This window comes from Bombella saccharophila (assembly GCF_026385475.1).
Classification (GTDB): domain Bacteria; phylum Pseudomonadota; class Alphaproteobacteria; order Acetobacterales; family Acetobacteraceae; genus Bombella; species Bombella saccharophila.
The window spans coordinates 300,405-319,228 of record NZ_JANIDW010000001.1 but is presented as its reverse complement, the minus strand read 5'-3'; the positions used below and the strand labels follow the sequence as shown (position 1 = coordinate 319,228).

General features: G+C 54.6%; 23 protein-coding genes and 1 tRNA gene. 11 read left to right on the top strand and 13 right to left on the bottom strand.

Annotated features, from left to right (window positions below; all coding sequences use genetic code 11):
• Positions 1 to 137 precede the first annotated feature (137 nt).
• The 6 genes from NQF64_RS01450 to lptB all read left to right on the top strand — a co-directional run bounded on the left by NQF64_RS01450 (position 138) and on the right by lptB (position 4,336).
• Positions 138 to 224 (top strand) — tRNA-Leu (locus tag NQF64_RS01450).
• Positions 225 to 284: 60 nt separating this feature from the next.
• Positions 285 to 935 carry a ribonuclease D gene (locus NQF64_RS01445; protein ID WP_099026086.1) on the top strand — a complete coding sequence of 217 codons (651 nt, stop codon included), beginning with the start codon at positions 285 to 287 and terminating at the stop codon, positions 933 to 935.
• A gap of 12 nt (positions 936 to 947) precedes the next feature.
• Positions 948 to 1,925, top strand: a complete 978-nt coding sequence (locus NQF64_RS01440; protein WP_266106235.1) for a KpsF/GutQ family sugar-phosphate isomerase — start codon at positions 948 to 950, stop codon at positions 1,923 to 1,925.
• A complete protein-coding gene (gene lptC, locus NQF64_RS01435; protein WP_099026088.1) occupies positions 1,922 to 2,662 on the top strand; it encodes an LPS export ABC transporter periplasmic protein LptC in 741 nt (246 codons plus the stop codon). Before NQF64_RS01440 ends, lptC begins: the two co-directional genes overlap by 4 nt.
• Before the next feature lie 7 nt (positions 2,663 to 2,669).
• Positions 2,670 to 3,590: an LptA/OstA family protein gene (locus tag NQF64_RS01430; RefSeq protein ID WP_257875050.1), complete on the top strand. Its 921-nt coding sequence runs from the start codon at positions 2,670 to 2,672 to the stop codon at positions 3,588 to 3,590.
• The gene (lptB, locus tag NQF64_RS01425; protein ID WP_099026089.1) at positions 3,587 to 4,336 is read left to right on the top strand and encodes an LPS export ABC transporter ATP-binding protein; all 750 of its coding nucleotides are present in this window, start codon (positions 3,587 to 3,589) and stop codon (positions 4,334 to 4,336) included. The genes NQF64_RS01430 and lptB overlap by 4 nt, the downstream gene beginning before the upstream one ends.
• A gap of 8 nt (positions 4,337 to 4,344) precedes the next feature.
• Here the strand turns inward: lptB and NQF64_RS01420 are convergent, their stop codons facing one another.
• Together NQF64_RS01420 and NQF64_RS01415 are read right to left on the bottom strand one after the other, a co-directional pair.
• The gene (locus NQF64_RS01420) at positions 4,345 to 4,602 is read right to left on the bottom strand and encodes a DUF1150 domain-containing protein (protein ID WP_257875051.1); all 258 of its coding nucleotides are present in this window, start codon (positions 4,600 to 4,602) and stop codon (positions 4,345 to 4,347) included.
• Positions 4,589 to 5,107, bottom strand: coding sequence for an Hsp20 family protein (locus NQF64_RS01415; RefSeq protein WP_257875052.1), 519 nt, complete (start codon positions 5,105 to 5,107; stop codon positions 4,589 to 4,591). The genes NQF64_RS01420 and NQF64_RS01415 overlap by 14 nt, the downstream gene beginning before the upstream one ends.
• Before the next feature lie 173 nt (positions 5,108 to 5,280).
• Between NQF64_RS01415 and def the strand changes: the two genes are divergently transcribed.
• From def to NQF64_RS01390, 5 genes are read left to right on the top strand one after another with little or no spacing between them, the layout of a single operon-like run.
• On the top strand, positions 5,281 to 5,832 hold the full coding sequence (gene def, locus NQF64_RS01410; RefSeq protein ID WP_266106234.1) for a peptide deformylase: 552 nt from the start codon (positions 5,281 to 5,283) through the stop codon (positions 5,830 to 5,832).
• A 4-nt stretch (positions 5,833 to 5,836) separates the two neighbouring features.
• Positions 5,837 to 6,769: a methionyl-tRNA formyltransferase gene (gene fmt / locus NQF64_RS01405; RefSeq protein WP_099026091.1), complete on the top strand. Its 933-nt coding sequence runs from the start codon at positions 5,837 to 5,839 to the stop codon at positions 6,767 to 6,769.
• A complete protein-coding gene (truA, locus tag NQF64_RS01400; protein ID WP_266106233.1) occupies positions 6,762 to 7,562 on the top strand; it encodes a tRNA pseudouridine(38-40) synthase TruA in 801 nt (266 codons plus the stop codon). The genes fmt and truA overlap by 8 nt, the downstream gene beginning before the upstream one ends.
• Positions 7,563 to 7,594: 32 nt before the next feature.
• The gene (rfaE2, locus tag NQF64_RS01395; RefSeq protein ID WP_266106232.1) at positions 7,595 to 9,082 is read left to right on the top strand and encodes a D-glycero-beta-D-manno-heptose 1-phosphate adenylyltransferase; all 1,488 of its coding nucleotides are present in this window, start codon (positions 7,595 to 7,597) and stop codon (positions 9,080 to 9,082) included.
• Positions 9,082 to 10,230 carry an AGE family epimerase/isomerase gene (locus tag NQF64_RS01390; RefSeq protein ID WP_266106231.1) on the top strand — a complete coding sequence of 383 codons (1,149 nt, stop codon included), beginning with the start codon at positions 9,082 to 9,084 and terminating at the stop codon, positions 10,228 to 10,230. Before rfaE2 ends, NQF64_RS01390 begins: the two co-directional genes overlap by 1 nt.
• On the opposite strand, the gene dapE is transcribed toward NQF64_RS01390, so the two are convergent.
• The 11 genes from dapE to lpxA all read right to left on the bottom strand — a co-directional run bounded on the left by dapE (position 10,227) and on the right by lpxA (position 18,820).
• Positions 10,227 to 11,372 carry a succinyl-diaminopimelate desuccinylase gene (dapE, locus tag NQF64_RS01385; protein WP_266106230.1) on the bottom strand — a complete coding sequence of 382 codons (1,146 nt, stop codon included), beginning with the start codon at positions 11,370 to 11,372 and terminating at the stop codon, positions 10,227 to 10,229. The genes NQF64_RS01390 and dapE overlap by 4 nt on opposite strands.
• A gap of 8 nt (positions 11,373 to 11,380) precedes the next feature.
• Complete coding sequence (dapD, locus tag NQF64_RS01380; protein ID WP_099026096.1) at positions 11,381 to 12,211, bottom strand: 2,3,4,5-tetrahydropyridine-2,6-dicarboxylate N-succinyltransferase; 831 nt, start codon at positions 12,209 to 12,211, stop codon at positions 11,381 to 11,383.
• A 52-nt stretch (positions 12,212 to 12,263) separates the two neighbouring features.
• Positions 12,264 to 13,178 (bottom strand): acetylglutamate kinase, encoded by a 915-nt coding sequence (gene argB / locus NQF64_RS01375; protein ID WP_099026097.1) that lies wholly within the window; start codon positions 13,176 to 13,178, stop codon positions 12,264 to 12,266.
• 50 nt (positions 13,179 to 13,228) lie between these two features.
• Positions 13,229 to 13,891 carry a ribosome biogenesis GTP-binding protein YihA/YsxC gene (gene yihA / locus NQF64_RS01370; RefSeq protein ID WP_266106229.1) on the bottom strand — a complete coding sequence of 221 codons (663 nt, stop codon included), beginning with the start codon at positions 13,889 to 13,891 and terminating at the stop codon, positions 13,229 to 13,231.
• The gene (yidC, locus tag NQF64_RS01365) at positions 13,891 to 15,687 is read right to left on the bottom strand and encodes a membrane protein insertase YidC (protein WP_266106228.1); all 1,797 of its coding nucleotides are present in this window, start codon (positions 15,685 to 15,687) and stop codon (positions 13,891 to 13,893) included. The genes yihA and yidC overlap by 1 nt, the downstream gene beginning before the upstream one ends.
• Before the next feature lie 154 nt (positions 15,688 to 15,841).
• Positions 15,842 to 16,063 (bottom strand): membrane protein insertion efficiency factor YidD, encoded by a 222-nt coding sequence (yidD, locus tag NQF64_RS01360; RefSeq protein WP_099026100.1) that lies wholly within the window; start codon positions 16,061 to 16,063, stop codon positions 15,842 to 15,844.
• Positions 16,060 to 16,407: a ribonuclease P protein component gene (gene rnpA / locus NQF64_RS01355; protein WP_266106227.1), complete on the bottom strand. Its 348-nt coding sequence runs from the start codon at positions 16,405 to 16,407 to the stop codon at positions 16,060 to 16,062. Before rnpA ends, yidD begins: the two co-directional genes overlap by 4 nt.
• A 2-nt stretch (positions 16,408 to 16,409) precedes the next feature.
• Entirely contained in the window at positions 16,410 to 16,544 is a 135-nt protein-coding gene (rpmH, locus tag NQF64_RS01350; protein WP_018979184.1) for a 50S ribosomal protein L34, read from the bottom strand.
• A 159-nt stretch (positions 16,545 to 16,703) separates the two neighbouring features.
• On the bottom strand, positions 16,704 to 17,111 hold the full coding sequence (gene gloA / locus NQF64_RS01345; protein ID WP_099026102.1) for a lactoylglutathione lyase: 408 nt from the start codon (positions 17,109 to 17,111) through the stop codon (positions 16,704 to 16,706).
• 12 nt (positions 17,112 to 17,123) lie between these two features.
• Positions 17,124 to 17,966, bottom strand: coding sequence for an LpxI family protein (locus NQF64_RS01340; RefSeq protein WP_266106226.1), 843 nt, complete (start codon positions 17,964 to 17,966; stop codon positions 17,124 to 17,126).
• Positions 17,963 to 18,820 (bottom strand): acyl-ACP--UDP-N-acetylglucosamine O-acyltransferase, encoded by an 858-nt coding sequence (gene lpxA / locus NQF64_RS01335; RefSeq protein ID WP_266106225.1) that lies wholly within the window; start codon positions 18,818 to 18,820, stop codon positions 17,963 to 17,965. Before lpxA ends, NQF64_RS01340 begins: the two co-directional genes overlap by 4 nt.
• Positions 18,821 to 18,824: the final 4 nt, after the last annotated feature.

The following is an 18,824-nucleotide window of genomic DNA, read 5'->3' as shown; positions in this document are numbered from 1 at the left end:
GACTAATTTTCTGCATACCTCTTTCTAAGAACGGCTCTTAATTGGTGCAGTCTGCATAAATAAGTCCGATACGGTCCTTTTTGTGTCTCCTTTACCATCTTGCAAAAAAGACCAGTTCCCCCTAGAAACCTCCTCAAGCCCAGATGGCGGAATTGGTAGACGCGCAGGCTTCAGGTGCCTGTGTCCGCAAGGACGTGGAAGTTCGAGTCTTCTTCTGGGCACCAAGGCTTTCTCCCCGCTTATGTGGGGGGATGTGTTCTCCCCTTAGACAATCCGGTGGTTTTATGAGTACTCCGCACAACGCCATTCATCTTCATGAGGGCGACCTCCCGGACGGATTGGACCTGGGGAAAATTGTCGCGATTGATACCGAGACAATGGGCCTTAACCCTCACCGCGATAGGCTATGTCTTGTCCAACTCTCAAGCGGGGATGGGCAGGCACATCTTGTCCAATTCATCCCGGAGCATCTTGGCGGGCGCGGCTATCATCATTGCCCGAATCTCAAGGCCTTATTGCAAGATGCCTCTGTCACCAAGCTGATGCATTTTGCCCGCTTTGATGTCGCTGTATTGCAGCATTATTTGGGCATCACGCTTAACGCAATCATCTGCACAAAAATCGCCGCACGGCTTGTTTATACATTCACCGATAAGCATGGCCTTGCCTATCTCAGCCGGGAGCTTCTCGGTATTGAGATGTCCAAACAGCAACAAAGCTCCGATTGGGGGAACCCGCATTTAACAGAGGAGCAGCTCCGCTATGCAGCCTCTGATGTGTTGTACCTCCATGCCCTTTGGGAGAAGCTAGAAGCTATGCTCATCCGCGAAGGGCGGCGTGAGCTTGCTCAGGACTGTTATGAGTTTCTGCCCACCCGTGCAAAGCTAGACCTTCTCGGCTATGATGTGTCGGATATTTTTGCTCACCGCGCTTGATACGACTGCTTCATGACCTCTCCCTCCCTCGCAACAGCCTGCCACGCCTTATTGATGGAGCGTCAGGGGCTTGAGCAGCTTGAAGCCGCTTTGCAAGGGCCTATGCAGGTAGGGTTTGAGGCGGCTTTAGAGGCTATCCTCACTATGAAAGGCCGCCTTGTTCTCACAGGGATGGGGAAGTCTGGCCATATTGGGCGCAAAATCAACGCGACCTTAGCCTCCACGGGAACCCCCTCGCTCTTTCTCCATGCTGCTGAGGCAGCACATGGGGACCTCGGCATGGTCGAGCGTGGCGATGTCATCCTCTATCTTTCCAACTCCGGCGAGACGGATGAATTAGCCCCGATTCTCCTTCATGCGACGCGGTTGGGGTTGGTGCAAATTGCCCTCACCAGCAATCCCGATTCTACCCTTGCTCGTGCTGTGCAGATTCCGCTTATCCTCCCACAAGCACCCGAGGCCTGCCCAATGGGCCTAGCCCCTACGACCTCTTGCCTGCTGCAACTCGCTCTGGGTGATGCTCTAGCGATTGCCCTTTTAGGCCGCCGGGGGTTTAATCAAGACGATTTCCACCAACTGCACCCTGCTGGCACATTAGGCGCGCGCTTACGCCCTGTAAGTGACTTTATGCATAGCGGCGATGAGATGCCTCTCGGGCAAGAGACCATGCCGCTGCGTTCTATCATTTTAGAAATGACGCGCAAACGCTTTGGCTGTATCGGTATTTTAGATGAAGCTGGCCGCCTGAGTGGCTTTATCAGCGATGGTGACCTCCGCCCCGCTTTGGAGCGCGACCTTGATGCAACCTGTGCAGCCGATATTATGAATCGCAGCCCGCTCACCACAACAGCACATGCCCGCGCACAGGAGGTGCAACATCTTATGAGCCACCGTCCCACCCCTGTGAGCAGCTTGTTCGTCTTGGATGAAGAGCACCGGCCTCTTGGTATCCTCCATATTCATGACCTTTTACGGGCAGGTCTCTCATGAAGGCTCCCCCTCCTAATCGAGATGATTTTGACCCAGACCGCGCAGCAAAAACGCAGCAACTAGCCCAATTACGGCAAGAGGCCCTCGCGCGCCGGCGCACACCGCCCTCTGCCGCTGCAATGGCCCGCCGCCGCTTATTGTTTAAACGGGCAAAATGGGGGTTGCCGAGTTTTGCATTCCTTATGCTGCTCTGCATTGCTATTTGGCCGGAGATCAATCATCTCATCCACCAAAATAAAGCTATCTTAGAGATGATGCGCCATACCCATACTGATAGCGGTATGATGGAACATGCTATTTATCACGATATTGATTCGCATGAACGGCCCTACACGCTCACCGCGCGCATCGCCCAACAAAGCGAGCATAATCGCATTGATATGACCGACCCCGTGGCAGATATTATGCTCCATAACGGGCAATGGGTCCATGTGAGGGCTGATATAGGGATGTACCTCCAGCATGAGCAAACATTGACCCTAACCGGCCATGTTGTCCTTTATCGCAGTGATGGCTTATTGCTGAATAGCCCTACGGCTGATATCGACCTGCCACAACAAATTGTCGCCACGCATGATTGGGTCCATGCAGAGGGGCCTTTTGGCACACAGGACGCTGAAGGGGCTTTTATGGACCAACAAACAAATACGATTCAGTTCATCGGGGCGGGAAAGACGAATCATTTTGCTGATTTATCGCCCACCCCCTCTTCTCCCAACCCCGTAAAAAGCCCATAAGGAGGGCATGATGCGTTTTTCTGTCCTCTCTCGCTCTTATACTCCTCTGGCAGTGGCCGGGTTAACACTCGCCACCTCCCTTCTTGCAGCTCCTTGCTCTGCTCATGCGGCTGATACTGTCATGCCCGACCAATCACACGGGCAAGTTGTGCATCTCTTTTGGAAGAAGGAGGAGATTTACGACCATAACCGCCAGACCGTTACCCTCACAGGTGGAGCGCGTGCCCAGCGTGGTGATATGACTGTGGATGCAGATACGCTGGTTGGTTATCTCCGCCCCAAACCCCAAAGCGCACAAACTACAGAGAGCGATACGGGGAATATGGAGCTTTACCGTGTAGAGGCCTTTGGGCATGTCCATATCTATAACCTTGTGGACCAAGGATGGGGGGATCACGGGCTTTATGATGTCGATAAAGGCGTCATGCTGATGACTGGCAAAGCCATGAAGTTCACAAGCCCGCGCCATCTCCTCACCGCACGCGACCTTGTGGAATATTACCCCCATACGCGCGTCTCCATCGGCTGGGGGGATGCTACTGTCAATACGAGTGACGGCAAACGCATCACCGCCGATATTATGCAAGCTTTTGAACTCACTGATGCCCAGAAGGCGGCTAACCGTGCCAGCCAAAAGGGGCAGAGTGCTAACAATTCTGACCAACAAGACACAAACCTAGACCGCGCTTACGGTTGGGGGCATGTCATTGTCCGTACCGAGCGACAAACTGCCACAGGGGACCGAGGGGTTTATCTAGCTGGGCCGCAACTTGCCCGTATGGTGGGTAATGTGCATGTCACCCAAGGGCAGAACCAAAATAACGGCTCCCAAGCAATTGTGGACTTTAAAACGGGCGTCTCCCACATGCTCTCTGGCTCTAGCGACCCTGTACAGGGCCTAATTGTCCCTAATGAGACCAAGCAATGACTAATACCGACCTTATCAGCGAGACCCCCGGCTTAGCCGCACATGGCATTGCCAAAAGCTATAAAAAGCGCACTGTTGTGCATGATGTTTCCCTCCATGTGCAACGGGGTGAGGCTGTGGGGCTGCTTGGCCCGAATGGGGCAGGGAAAACCACCAGCTTTTACATGATTGTTGGTCTTGTGCAGGCCGATATGGGCAGCATCACCCTTGATGGTGCTGATATTACCCCCCTCCCCATGTATCGCCGGGCACGCTTAGGCGTTGGCTATCTCCCCCAAGAAGCCAGCATCTTCCGTGGGTTAAATGTTGAGCAGAATATTCTTGTCGCGCTCGAAGCAGTAGAGAAAGACCGTGACAAACGCCACGCTATGCTAGATGGCCTGCTTGCAGAGTTTGGTATTACACGGCTGCGGCGGTCCCCTGCACTTGCTCTATCAGGGGGTGAGCGGCGGCGGCTAGAAATCGCCCGCGCTCTTGCTAGCCAGCCTAATTATATCCTCCTAGATGAGCCTCTAGCGGGGATTGACCCTATTGCGGTAAGTGAGATTCGTGACCTTGTTTCGCACCTAAAAGACCGCGGCATTGGCGTGCTGATTACCGACCATAATGTCCGCGAAACATTGGAGGTGATTGACCGCGCTTATATTCTTCATAGCGGGCGCGTCTTAATGGAGGGCACGCCAGAAGCCATCGTTGCTCACGAGGATGTACGCCGCGTTTATCTGGGGGAGAATTTCTCCCTCTAGCCTCAACGCTATTGCAGAAAAGTTGGTACCATATCTTGCTCGAGGATAGCATCAACCGCGCTGGCTTCATCCTCCGCAATCGCTACGGGCGTGCCATCAGCGGCATAAATCGCCACGATTGAGGCTCCCTCATAAGAGATCTGGCGTAAATAAGCGATCTCTGTCAGGCCCCAATTCCGCAGCTCCGTACCCGTCATCGCACGGGCACGGTCCTGCATTGCTTCCACAACAGCCAGTGCAGACGTCCCCTTTTTACTCTCGCCCAAACGGCCCCTCCTCCATAATGGGAGAAAGATCACGCGCTGGGCTCACATCTTCCCGGCGGGCTATATCGGGCATTGCTGTTGAGGCTTCAGCACTGCCTTGTTGGATGGTGATGTGCTTTATCCGCACTTCTGGCTCTGGGCGGTGGAGGTCGATATGCAGCAAGCCATTATCAAGCCACGCCCCGGCAATCTCAATGCCTTCTGCCAAGACAAAGGCTTTATGGAACTGCCGCGCTGCAATCCCACGATGGATGAACACGCGGCCCTGCGCGTCATCAGCTTGGCGACCACGGATGACGAGCTGATTATCCTCTTGGGTAATCTGCAAATCATCCATCACAAACCCTGCCACAGCAAGGGTAATCCGCAAAGCCGTACGGCTTAACTGCTCGATATTATACGGCGGGTAACCGTCTGATGCTGTTTTTGAAGCACGCTCAAGCATTTGTTCCAAATGGTCAAACCCCAAAAACATGGGGGATGTAAAAAGACGTCCTGACGACATAAGCGAACCTGCCTCCTCAAGGAGCGAGACGTGATAACAAGCAGGCGACCCTACCAAAGGCATCCCCCACGCTGCATGATATGATAATCCATCCCCTAAGATGCAAGCCCTCCCTCATTAAGCATAAAAAGAAGACGCTGGAATTAACACCGCCCAGCCGCTAACATAGCCGTATGAAAGACTTAGATTTTCTTGATCATCTTGATGATATAGCCCCAACGTCAATTCTTGTTGCGCCGCAACCTGTTCTCAGCCGTGTCGCCCATGAGGTACGACCGGAAGATATGGCCGGAATTCGTGAGGCTCTGCCGGGGATGTTCTCGGCTATGTATAAGGCCCCCGGTATTGGCCTTGCGGCCCCACAAGTGGGCCTAAGCCAACGCTTTGTCCTTGTCGATGTTGCTCGCGAAGATGAACCGCGTGACCCGATGGTCCTCATCAATCCAGAAATCATCGATTCTGCTGAGACACTTGCCGCGCGGGAGGAAGGCTGCCTCTCCCTCCCTAACCAATATGCGGAGGTTATCCGCCCGGAATCCATCCGTGTGCGCTATCGTAATTTAGCTGGTGAGACTATTGAGCAAGAGGCCTCGGGCTTGCTGGCCACCTGTATCCAGCATGAGATTGACCATCTCGATGGTATTTTATTTGTGGACCATCTTTCCTCGCTAAAACGCAATATGATTATGCGGCGTCTAGCGAAGGAACAAAAACGGAGACGATAAACCCATGCGCCTCATCTTCATGGGGTCGCCGGATTTTGCCGTCCCTGCCCTTCATGCGCTTATAAAAGCGGGCCATGATATTGTGGCCGTCTATACCCAGCCCCCACGCCCTGCAGGCCGGGGGAAGTCATTGCGCCGGCAACCCGTGCATGAGGCCGCAGATGCGCTCAACATTCCTGTTCGCACCCCAGAAAGACTGCGCCATAATGAGGAAGAGCTGGCTATCTTCCAATCCTTCAACGCAGATGCGGCGATTGTGGCGGCCTATGGGTTGCTTCTTCCAGAGGCGATTCTTAATGCTCCCCGCCTTGGGTGCTTAAATATTCATGCCAGCCTCCTGCCACGTTGGCGGGGGGCTTCGCCCATTCAATCAGCCATTCGCGCTGGGGATGAAAAAAGCGGCGTCTGCATTATGCAGATGGATAAAGGGCTTGATACGGGGGCGGTCATTCTCTCCGAGGCCACACCCATCACCCCCACGGATACCGCTGGGAGCTTGCATGATAAATTAGCGGAGAGTGGTGGGCGTTTAATCGTCCGTGCTTTAGCCGAGCACCCCACCCCTCGCCCGCAAGATGATGCCCAAAGCTGCTACGCTCCGCGCTTAGAACGCAAAGATGGGCATATCGATTGGACACGCCCCGCCCATGAGATTGAGCGGCAAATCCGGGCCTTTATCCCTTGGCCGGGAAGCTATGCCTTATTGGATGAGCAAAGCTATCGCATTGGGGCCGTAACGCTAGTGGATGACGCCGAAGCCACTGCTCTCACCGCTGCATCCCCTATACCGGGCACCATATTGGATGACGCTTTAACCATTGCGTGCGGGCAAGGCTGTTTGCGTATTGAGCAAATTCAAAAACCGGGGCGAGCCATGATGGCACGAGACGCCTTCCTCCGCGGTACCACGCTTAGCAAAGGGACCCGCTTTGTTTGATGCTGCTCCCCCCGGTATTAGCCGCTGGGCTATTCGTGTTGAGTTTGATGGACGGCCCTTTGTAGGCTGGCAGCGGCAAAAGAGCGGCCTTTCCGTCCAACAACTGATTGAAGAAGCTGCGCAGCATCTCACACAGGGCCGCAAGGTCAGCAGCGTAACGGCAGGGCGGACGGATTCGGGCGTGCATGCAGCGGGGCTTGTCGCGCATTTAGACTTCCCAGAAGATGCCCCGCTCAGCCGCAAAGCTGTGCGTGATGCGCTGGGCTATCACCTCAAACCCCATCCTATCTCCATCTTAGAGGCTGCCCCCGCACCAGATGGATGGAATGCCCGCTTCTCTGCAACATGGCGGCGATATCGCTACACCATCCTCAACCGCCCGGCTCGGCCTGCGATGCAGGAAGGCTTTGTCTGGCATATTCGCGCCCCGCTCGATATTGAGGCGATGCAGGCGGGGGCCAATCACCTCCTCGGCAGTCACGATTTTACATCCTTCCGTGCTGTCGCTTGCCAAGCGCGTGATGCCCTCCGCACCTTGGATGAGCTGACCATCACACGCTCGGGAGAGGCTGTGTATATTGATACACAAGCACGCTCTTTTCTCCATCATCAAGTCCGCAATATGGTGGGAACGTTAGCGTTAGTTGGCCATCATCAATGGTCCCCCGAGCGTGTAAAAACAGCCTTAGAGGCCCGTAATCGCTGCAAAGCAGGCCCTACGGCTCCACCTGATGGGCTATGCCTGATGGATGTTGGCTATCCTGATAATCCCTTCGTAACCAAAATGGGCTAATATCGTCACGCTATTCTGGAGGGGTATATATTTTGTCCAAGCCTATACCATCCCGCACTATCACCATTCTGGGCGACCTGCTTTTAGACCAATATATTAGCGGGGAGGTCAATCGCATCTCCCCAGAGGCCCCCGTCCCCGTCTTATTGCACACGCAAGAGCGTGTAACCCCCGGTGGGGCCGCAAATGTCGCGGTGAATGCAGCGGCTCTTGGCCATCCGGTCCATCTCATCGGGGTTGTAGGCAAGGACCCTGCAGCAGAAACACTCCGTCAGGCCCTAGCACAATGGTCGGACATCACCTTAACGGGCCTTATTACCGACCCTCACTGGACAACCATTACCAAAACCCGTGTTCTTAGCGGGCGACAACAAATTGTGCGCTTAGACCAAGAGAAACTGACCCCCTTCCCCCGTGCGATTGAAGATGCCCTCATTGCTGCAACGCTCACCGCGTTAGAGACGAGCCGCATCCTCATTTGCTCCGACTACGCCAAGGGTGTGCTGTCTGATTATGTGCTGCAAAATGTTATTGCCGCCGCTCGCGCACGGGACATTCCTATCTTAGTGGACCCTAAACGGGCTGATATATCCGCCTATCGCGGGGCAAGCCTTTTAACACCCAACCGTCAAGAATTGCGCACCGCGTTAAAAACCGCCTCTATCCACCCCCTTACTGGGCATGAATGGGCCTTAGATAATGATGCAGAGATTGAGCAAGCCTGCACAGCCATAGCCCCTCTTACAGGTAGCGATATCCTCCTCACACGCTCCGAGAAAGGAATGACCCTCTGGCAGCAAGAGGCCGCCCCCCTCCATTGCCAAGCTCATCCTTCAGAGGTGTATGATGTCTCTGGCGCGGGCGATACGGTCATCGCCACAATCGCCTGCGCGTTGGCCGATGGTCATGCCCTCCCCAGTGCGGTCACTATGGCTACTACAGCCGCTGCTATTGCGGTGAGCAAATTAGGCACAGCCTATGTGACGCATGAGGAATTACGCCAACATCTCCTCGCGGAAATTGCCGATAATGGCTCCTACCTTCCCCTTGCTGATGCTTGTGCCATTGTGGAGACGTGGAAGCGTCATGGGGCTTCAGTCGTCTTTACGAATGGCTGTTTTGACCTGCTCCATCCCGGCCATGTTGCCCTTGTGCAATATGCTGCAGGGCAAGGTGATAAACTCATTGTAGCCCTCAATAGCGATGCTTCTATCAAACGGCTCAAAGGTCCACGGCGGCCTTTGCAGCATGAGCAAGCCCGCGCAACGGTTATACGCGCCCTACGCCATGTCGATCTTGTTGTTCTATTTGATGAGGACACCCCCCTTGAGACCATTACCGCCCTTAAACCGGACATCATCGTTAAAGGGGCTGATTACAAAGAGGATGAAGTCGTGGGGGGAGATTTCATCAAGGCCTATGGCGGGCGAGTCTGCCTTGCTCCGCTGTTAGATGGCCATTCCACAAGCCATATCGTCAAAACCATGGATGATACGCACCCTTTAAAGGACGTTCCCTAATGTCGTCTCTCACAACAGAGCAAACACAATGGCACGCATGGTTATGCCAAAAGGCCCTGCCCCTCTGGGACCAAGCTGGTTTTGATGAACAAGCTGGCTTGTATCACGAACGCCTCACCTTTGCAGGAGCTCCCATCCCCCTCCCTCATCGCCGTTTGATGGTCCAAGCACGTCAGGTTGCGACTTATTGCCAAGCGGCTTTAAACGGCCATTATAAGGCAGGAGAACGCGCTTTGGCCTGTTTGGCACAACTCACTAAACGCTATCATCGTGCTGATGGTCAAGCGGGATGGGTCTTTGCTTTAGGGCCGGACCTTGCCCCCTCTGACACCAAGCGCGACCTTTACGGCCATGCTTTCATCCTCTTTGCCCATGGATGGGCCTATCGCCTTAGCGGGGATACAGCCCTCCTTACCATAGCTGAGAAAAGCCTTGCTGAGATTGATGCCCTCTTTCCATCCCCTCAAGGGGGGTATCGTGACGCTATTCCTGCCCTCTCTGAGCGACATTCCCAAAACCCGCATATGCATCTTCTGGAAGCCTGCCTGACCCTTTTTGAGGTCTCACAAAGGGAGGTTTTTCTCCATCATGCAGAAGCTATTCTGGCTCTGGCCCTGCGCGCCTTCATCCCCCAAGGGACAGATGCGCTGTTAGAGTTCTTTACCCCCGCTTGGACGCCAGAAGAACCCTATGGGCGCAATCGTGTCGAACCCGGCCATCAAGCCGAATGGTGCTGGCTGTTAGGAGAGTATCATCGCCTTGCCCCAGCAGGTGCGCACGCCACTGCTGCACGCAAGGCCCAACATAAGCTCTATGACCGCCTCCACCAAACCGTTCCCGGCCCGCTCCTGCCCGATGCGTTATATGATGATGGTACCCTACTAGAGGCCACAACACGCATCTGGCCCCAAACGGAGATGATGCGTCTGCTCGCTCAACACGCGCCTGCTGAGCCTGCTACGCGGTATCAACGTCTATGTCGTATGAGCCAGTTGTTCTTCACCCAATACGCGCCTGCTACGCTCTTTGGTGGGTGGATTGACCGGCTAGATGAAGCAGGCAACAGCGCAACGGACCATATGCCCGCTAGCAGCTTGTATCATATCTATAGCGCGGGGCAGGCTATCCTTAACGCCCCACCCGCTTAAACACCAAAACGCTGCATGAACTCCCCGTAAATCTGGGTGAGCTCCTCCAATGAAGCGAGGGAGACATGCTCATCACATTTATGCATCGTTGCCCCCACGAGACCGAACTCCGCCACAGGGCAGCAATACGTGATAAAACGGGCATCGGACGTGCCCCCGCCAGTATCGAGCTTCGGCATCCGCCCTGTTACAGCCTCCACCGCTTGGGAGAGATGCTCTACCTCCGCCCCCGCTATAGTGCGAAAGGCTTCCCCACTGATGGAGACATCCACCGTGCCATGCGCTGTATGGCACGCCACAACATCCTCTATCCAGCCCGAAAGACTTTCCCCCGTATGGAGGTCATTAAAGCGAATATTCACCCGCGCTTGTGCCGTAGCGGGTATCACATTCGTTGCAGAATTACCGACATCAATGCTGGTAATTTGCAAAGATGAGGGCGCGAACCACTCATTGCCTTGGTCCAGCACACGCGCTGTTAGGTCACTTAAAATCTTCACAAGCCGATGGGTGGGGTTATCTGCCAAATGTGGATAGGCCACATGCCCCTGCACCCCACGCACCGTGATGACGGCATTCATGCTGCCACGACGGCCAATCTTAATCACCTCACCCATCTCTGTTGGGTTGGTCGGCTCACCCAGGAGGCAGAAATCAGGCTGTTCCCCTTGCTCTTTCATCCACTCCAACACGGAGCGTGTGCCGTAATGCGCGGGGCCTTCCTCATCCCCTGTAATCAGGAAGGCAAGGCTTCCTTTAAGAGGCCCGGCTTCCAGCCGGCGCGCTACAGAGGCCAGAGCGGCCGCTACACCGCCTTTCATATCCGCTGTACCACGGCCATAAATACGACCCTCGCGCACCTCCCCCGCAAATGGGTCGCTGCTCCACCCCTCACCGGGGGGCACAACATCTGTATGACCAGCAAAGCAAAGGCAGGGACGCCCCTCCCCTAACCGCGCATAAAGATTGGGGGTCTCCTCCCCCTTAGGGCCAAAGGCCAACCTTGTGACGGTAAAGCCCATCATCTCCAACGCCTCTGCCACGACGCCCAAAGCTCCGTCATCAGCCGGGGTGACAGAACGACAACGAAGAAGGGCCTGCAAAAGGGCAAGCGGGTCCCGCAGGGAAGATGACAGGCTCATAAGGTCACTCAGTCACGCAAGAGCTCATTGATGGATGTTTTAGAACGCGTCCGCTCATCCACACGCTTCACAATGACCGCGCAAGCTAAGGACGGTCCACCCGGTGTCTTGGGTGGCAATGTACCCGGCACAACAACAGAGTAAGCCGGGACACGGCCCATATGAATCTCACCTGTTGTGCGATCCACAATCTTCGTGGAGGCCCCAAGGAAAACCCCCATGGAGAGAACAGAACCACGCTCAACCACGACGCCCTCAGCCACCTCAGAGCGTGCGCCGATGAAGCAATCATCCCCAATAATCACCGGTGCGGCTTGGAGGGGTTCCAGCACCCCGCCAATCCCTGCCCCACCACTAATGTGGCAGTTCTTCCCAATTTGAGCGCAGGAGCCCACTGTGGCCCATGTATCAACCATTGTGCCGCTTTCCACACGGGCACCGAGATTAACGAAGCTGGGCATCAAAACCACACCCGGCGCAATATAAGCCGAACGCCGTACAACAGCCCCCGGTACAGCGCGGAAGCCTGCTTTCTCGAACTCAGCCTTGCCCCAACCAGCAAATTTGAGCGGCACTTTATCAAAGCCCGGGGCACCACCACAGCCATGAGCCATAGGCTCGGACTCATAAAGACGGAAGGACATAAGAACGGCCTTCTTCAGCCATTCATGAACAATACGCTCCTCGCCCTTTTGCTCTGCAACACGGAAGGTCCCGTTATCCAACCCGGCCAGAGCAGCCTCTACGACATCGCGCGCCTCCCCTTTGGTTTGAGGAGAGAGGCTTGCACGGTCCTCCCACAAAGTTTCTACATGCTTACGCAGCGTTGCGTGGTCCATAATTCATTCCTTTTTAACAACCATCATGAGGGCAAATAGCGTGCCCTTTTCCTCATTCTGCCGTGATGAGCGTGCCCGGTCCAGCGCGGGTAAACAACTCTAGCAAGCATGTATGAGGCACGCGACCATCCAAAATAACCGCAGCCTTAGCCCCTGCTTGCACGGCTTTAAGGCATGTCTCCACCTTCGGAATCATCCCGCCTGTGATATGCCCCTCTTTAATAAGCCGACGTGCCTCTGCTGCGGTAAGCTCCTCAATGCGCTTACCATGCTCATCCAAAACACCGGGCACATCGGTCAGCATCAATAGACGAGAGGCCCGCACAGCCCCCGCTACGGCCCCGGCGGCTGTATCGGCATTAATGTTATAAATCTCGCCTTCCTTACCGGCCCCTAAAGGAGCGACAACGGGAATCAACCCCGCTCCTAAAAGCGCATAAAGAACGCGCGGCTCCACCCGCACAGGCGTGCCGACAAAGCCGAGGTCTATAGCCTCCTGATGGGCCGCATCACCCCGACGATAATGGACTAACCGCTCGGCCTGAATCAAACGCCCATCCCGGCCGGAAATCCCAACGGCCAAGGCCCCTGCATGGCTGATAAGGTCTGCCACTTGCTTATTGACCGTACCGGAGAGGACCATCTCGATGACATCAATCATCTCACGGTCTGTCACGCGCAGCCCGTCTACGAACTGGGATTCAACCCCCAGACGCTTCATCATAGCGTTAATTTGTGGCCCCCCGCCATGCACCACGATGGGGTTAATCCCCACAAGCTTGAGCAAGGCAATATCGCGCCCAAATGTCGCGGCAAGGTCATTCTCAACCATTGCATGGCCGCCATATTTCACCACGATAGTATCACCGGCATAGCGGCGCAGATAAGGCAAAGCCCCTGCAAGAATAGCCGCTTGCTCTTGCTCGCTTAATTTATCGGACGCCAGAAATTCTTCTGGGAGTGGCATAGGAGGGGAAGATGAAGAAGACATGACCATTCACTCTCAGACACTATTTTTCAAGGACGCCCAATAGCGGGTTCAGCAAACTGCGCTATTATGCCACGCAATTCCGCAATACCCAACGCAGTTGTACTACTTGTCGCCACAATATGGGGGAAGGCTGCCGCATGGCTTTTCGCCAAGGCTTCCACTTCCTTCACACGCTCTGTTAGAGCCGTGGGGGATAAAGCATCGCATTTTGTCAGCACGATTTGAAAGACAACCGCCGCTTTATCCAAAAGGGCACAGACCTCTTTATCAGAGGCCTTAAGGCCAACCCGGCCATCAATCAGCAAAATCACACGGGCCAGATTCGGACGGCCACGCAAATAGGCGAACATCGTCCTCTGCCAATCTTCCTTCACCGCTTTGGAGGCTTTAGCAAAGCCATAACCCGGCATATCCACCAAAGAAAGACGCCCGCCGAGGTCGAAGAAATTAAGCTGCTTTGTCCGCCCCGGCTCTGATGAGGCACGGGCCAAAGCCCGCCGCCCCGTCAAAGCGTTAATGATGCTGGATTTGCCTACATTAGAGCGTCCTGCAAACGCCACCTCTGCCCGCTCTGGCGGGGGAAGCTGCTCGATCGTCTGCGCGCCGAAGAAGAAGTTACAAGGGCCTGCAAAAAGCCGCCGACCCTCCTCAAGTTCTTCCTCACTCAGAGCAGGGATATGATGTGGCATCACGGCTCGTTCTTCTTGCCAAAGCGTTTACGCAAAGCGCGCCCGCCCAGCTTCATCAACGGTACAGGCAGGGCCGTCCGCCGCTCGATATAATGCTGCTGGAGGAAGGTCAGCACGTTGTTCCATGTATAATAAACCAGCAGGCCAGCAGGAAAGCTCGACATCACAAAGACATACACCACCGGCATGAATTGCATAATCCGTGCCTGTGCTGGGTCCATCTGAATCATGCTATGCTTTTGCAACAGCCAAAAGGTAATACCCAATGCCGCTCCCCAGATGCTGAGATGCAAGAAGGAGACAATATGGGTTGGGTCAAACGGCAAGAGACCAAACAAGTTAAACAGATTTGTTGGGTCTGGGACGGAGAGGTCCTTAATCCACCCAAAGAAGGGCGCGTGCCGCTCATCAATGCTCAGATTCAGCATCTTATACAAGCAGAAGAAGATAGGGGCTTGGATAAGCATCGGCAAACAGCCCCCAACCGGGTTAATTTGCTCCTCCTTATACAAGGCCATGACCTTCTGATTCATCGTCACCGGGTCATCTTTATATTTCTGCCGTAGCTCCGTGACTTTAGGGGCCACGAGCCGCATACGTGCTGATGATTGTGCCGCTTTAGACGCCAAGGGAAAGAGAAGAATCTTCACCAACAGCGTTAGAGCCATCAACGCAAGGCCGAAATTGCCGATATGGGCATAAAGCCAATGCAGCAAGAAAAGGATCGGCTTATTAAGATAGGAGAAGGCACTCCAGCCAAAATCAATACTATCATCAAAGCGCGCTAGACCTAGTTTACGGTCATAATAACGCAATAATCCGGGCTCTTTCGCACCAGCAAACAGGTAACTCCCCTGCCCTAACCGCGCACCATCCTGAATGACCATCGGCTCTTGCGGCATAAAGGTTACACGATAAGAACCTGCCCCCTCTGGAACGTAACTCTCTTGCAGACGAACCGGCAAAGCAGGATCCGCCCCTACGGCGGTTAACCAATATTTATCGGTAATACCGCCCCATCCACCTTTGCCTGTGGCCTCCCAGGCGACATGCCCCGGCTTGTCGGCCCCTTTGCGAATATCTTTATAATCATTCCGTGTCAGGTCACGTTCCATGACGGAAACGGGACCTTCAAACTCTGTCAAAGAACCGGTATTTTCAGGCAAATAATCACGCTGCACGCGTTGAAAAGGATAAAGCGAGATAGGCTGGCCAGAGTGATTCTCCACCTCCTGTCGCACTGTCACCATATAGTGGCGGTCCTGCGCTAAATGGATGATAAAGCGCACATTCGCGCCATTATCCCAATAAAGCGTCACGGGTTGCTCTGGGGTAAGAGCCTCCTGCTCGCCATCAACTTGCCAGAGAGAATGCTCATCTGGCACACGGGTTTTGTCCCCCGCAGCATTCTGCCAACCTAACACAAGATAATTCGGTGCTTTGCTGCCCGCTTTATCCAGCAACCGCACGAGCGGACTATCATGAGCAATGGTCTCACGATAGCGCGTTAGCTCCAAATCATCCAACCGCGCCCCACGCAGATTGAAAGAGCCTTGCACGTCAGGACTCCGCACCGCTAAGCGATGCTCTTTATGGTCATCCTGTGCTACTTCTGCCGTTGCTACAGGCGCTGTGGGCATTGTAGCAGCGGGAGGCTGACTTGCCGTAACAGAGGCAGGGCTTTGCGGAGGCGTATTATCCGCCTTATGCCCCTTCTGCGGTACAAGAAAATTAAAGCCGATCAGAATTAACGCTGATAAGCCAAAAGCGAGGATAAATCGTTTGCTACTTTCCATCGGGCTGGAGCCGCTCTTTCATTTACTGGAAGGGTAGATGGCCCTTCACTGGCGTAAAATCATCCCTAAAACAATAGCCGTAGCCTGTTTTTTACACGCACTGCCCTACCCCAAAGATGAGTGCAGAGCAACATCGTCTTTGTATCTGCGCACTTCAGGGCGGATAATCTACCCCTCCGGGATGAAAGGGATGACATTTTAAAATACGGCATACCGTCAACCACAAACCGCGCCATGGCCCGTATCGGCGGATCGATTCCTCCCCATACGCGCTACAGGACGGATAAAAACGACACCGCCCTCCCATAAGAGGACCAAGCAAAAGCTGGTACAGTTTTATCAACCCTACCAAAAAGGCAGCAAATACCTGCCTCACCTCCCTTTGCTCTCCAAGGCGCGGAAAACTTTACGAACATCATCTTTTAAGAGAGAGAAAGGCCGCTGCCTCGTTGCGGCACGGCCTATCAAAACCACATCACCAGAAGGAGGACAGCCCCCCTCCTTTACCACCACACGCAAAGCCTCGCGCAGGCGGCGGCGGGTACGATTGCGCACAACGGAATTACCGACCTTCTTCGTCACGGTAAAACCAGCCCGTACCCCTGCACCCCCCTCTCGCGGCAAAACTTGCCCAATAAGACCGGGGGATACGACCTTCTGCCCCTTACGGGCCAGATGCAAAAACTGTGACCGCTTCTTAAGACGGTCAAGCGGCTGCATAATTAAGCAGAAAGCTTCTTGCGGCCTTTTGCACGGCGATTAGCCAGCACGCGACGCCCGCCAACAGTAGCAGAGCGTGTACGGAAGCCATGGCGACGCTTACGAACCAGACGGGAAGGCTGATATGTGCGCTTCATTCTTTCTATCCTCTAATCTTTAGAACATACCCTTTTAAAGGCATGCCTTAGAACAGGACGCACCTAAGAACGCCCCTCCACTTAGGGGTGGCTTTTAAGGGGCTGGCCCTGCTCTGTCAATCCTACAATGCCCACTCGTTTCTTATAAGGCACTAGGACTTAGGCTAGCTTAGGCGCATCAGCCTTCTCAATTAACTCGACCTTATAGCCATCTGGGTCTTGTACAAAAGCAATCACAATGCCTGTATTGCCCATAGGCCCGGCCTCACGCGTAACGCGCCCACCCCCTTGGCGGACAACCTCCACCGCAGCGGCAACATCTGGCACTCCAATAGCAAAATGCCCAAAGCCCGTGCCGTGAGTATAATCTTCTGTTTGGTCCCAATTATAAGTGAACTCAATTTCCGCTTCACCATGCTCATTACCGCCATAGCCAATATAAACCAGTGTAAAACGGCCCTCTGGCACTTCCAGGCGGCGTAATTCCCGCATGCCTAGCAATCGATAAAAGCCTAAGCTCCGGTCGAGATCTCGTACACGTACCATCGTATGGAGATAAACGCTCATATGTCTCTCTTCCTAATCTCCTGAGGGACTCTCCTCCCCCAATCCATAAAAAAATAATCCTAAACGGTCTGCCTCTTCTATACAGCGATCCGCATCCAGCACCAAGGTTAGTTCTGGCAAGAAGGCCACGCCACGCAACCCGGCCTCTGCAATATTAACAAGCGTTGTCGGACCGATTGTTGGCATATCAGCACGCAGCTCTTGCCCCGCTTTAGGCATTTTGACGAGCACCCCGCCCGCCCCTTCCTGCCGCAAAGCCGCACAACGCTGGAGCATCGCATCTGTCCCCTCCAGAGCTTCTACCGCCAAAGTCAACCCCTGCTGAACAACGCAGCCTTGCCCAATATCCAGCGGCCCCATCACAGATAAAATATGCACCGCCTGCTTTATATCCGCTAATGCTTGTTCATCAGGCTGAATCCTACCCCATGCCCCCTTTTGACAACATGACGGTGTGAGAAACTCATGCGCCCCACGGATGCGAAAGCCTTCCTCCTCCAACAAGCGCACAATCGCGGCAAGGAGGCCATCATCCCCTGCAAAGAGGGCACGGCCTAACCGGCCTATCAAGCGCATCCCCTCTGCATCAGGCCGTAAAGCCCGCCATGAGGGCCGCTTAACTGGGCCTATCAAAACAAGTTCACGGCAGTGCTGCGCCCTTAAAGCACGCAGAATCGTCCCCGCAGCCCCAAGCCGCATAACCGCATGGGGGTAAGGCCTAAGCAACGCCTCATCTACAAAACCTTGAAAACCGATCAAAAACGGCTCACGCCCTTGCTGACGCACGGACGCTGCAACGCGAGCAGGCAAGGGACCACCACCGGCTAAAATCCCAACCCGCTCTTGCTGGCTCACCCCTCATCATCCTTTTCCCACGCTGCGCCCCGCCCTGGGCGGGTCAAGCCGCGACGCGTTGGGGACTCCATAAAGCGGAGCATCTCCGCCACACGCGCAATATGCCCATATTTCTGCCGGACAACACTGACACGCTCTCCCAAGACAGTCTCACCACCAGAAGCACGAGGATATAATTCCCGAAAAGCAAGACGCATTTGTTGAATCTCACCAGCTTCCACCCCCGCACGTTTCAGCCCTACCCAATTAAGCCCTACGAGACGAGCGCGGTTGCCTAAAACACTCCCATAGGGGATGACATCCATCTCCACACCGCATAGCCCCCCCACAACGGCCCCACGGCCGATACGGACAAACTGATGCAACGCAGCAGAGCCCATAATGCGTGCCTGCTCCCCAATAGTAACGTGACCGCCCATCACCACATTATTGACGATGATAACGCCATCACCCAACACACAATCATGCGCGATATGGGCGTTAGCCATAATGAGACAATCCCGCCCGATATAGGTCTCTCCCGCGCCTTGGGCGGTACCACGATGGATTGTGACACTCTCTCGCACGATGGTTCGCGCCCCGATATGGCAGCGTGTCGGCTCGTTTTTATATTTTAAATCCTGTGGAGGGTACCCCACCGTTGTGAAAGGATAAACCTCTACCCCATCCTCCAGAACGGTATGGCCTTCTACCATAACAGAAGCATGCAACCGGACATGATCCCCCAGACGTACATGCGGACCGACCACACACCAAGGGCCAATAAACACCCCCTGGCCCAAGGAGGCTTGCGGGTCCACAAGAGCCGTTGGGTGAATCTCCGTCTCTTTAGGGAGATGTCCCGGTGCTGGCATCAAC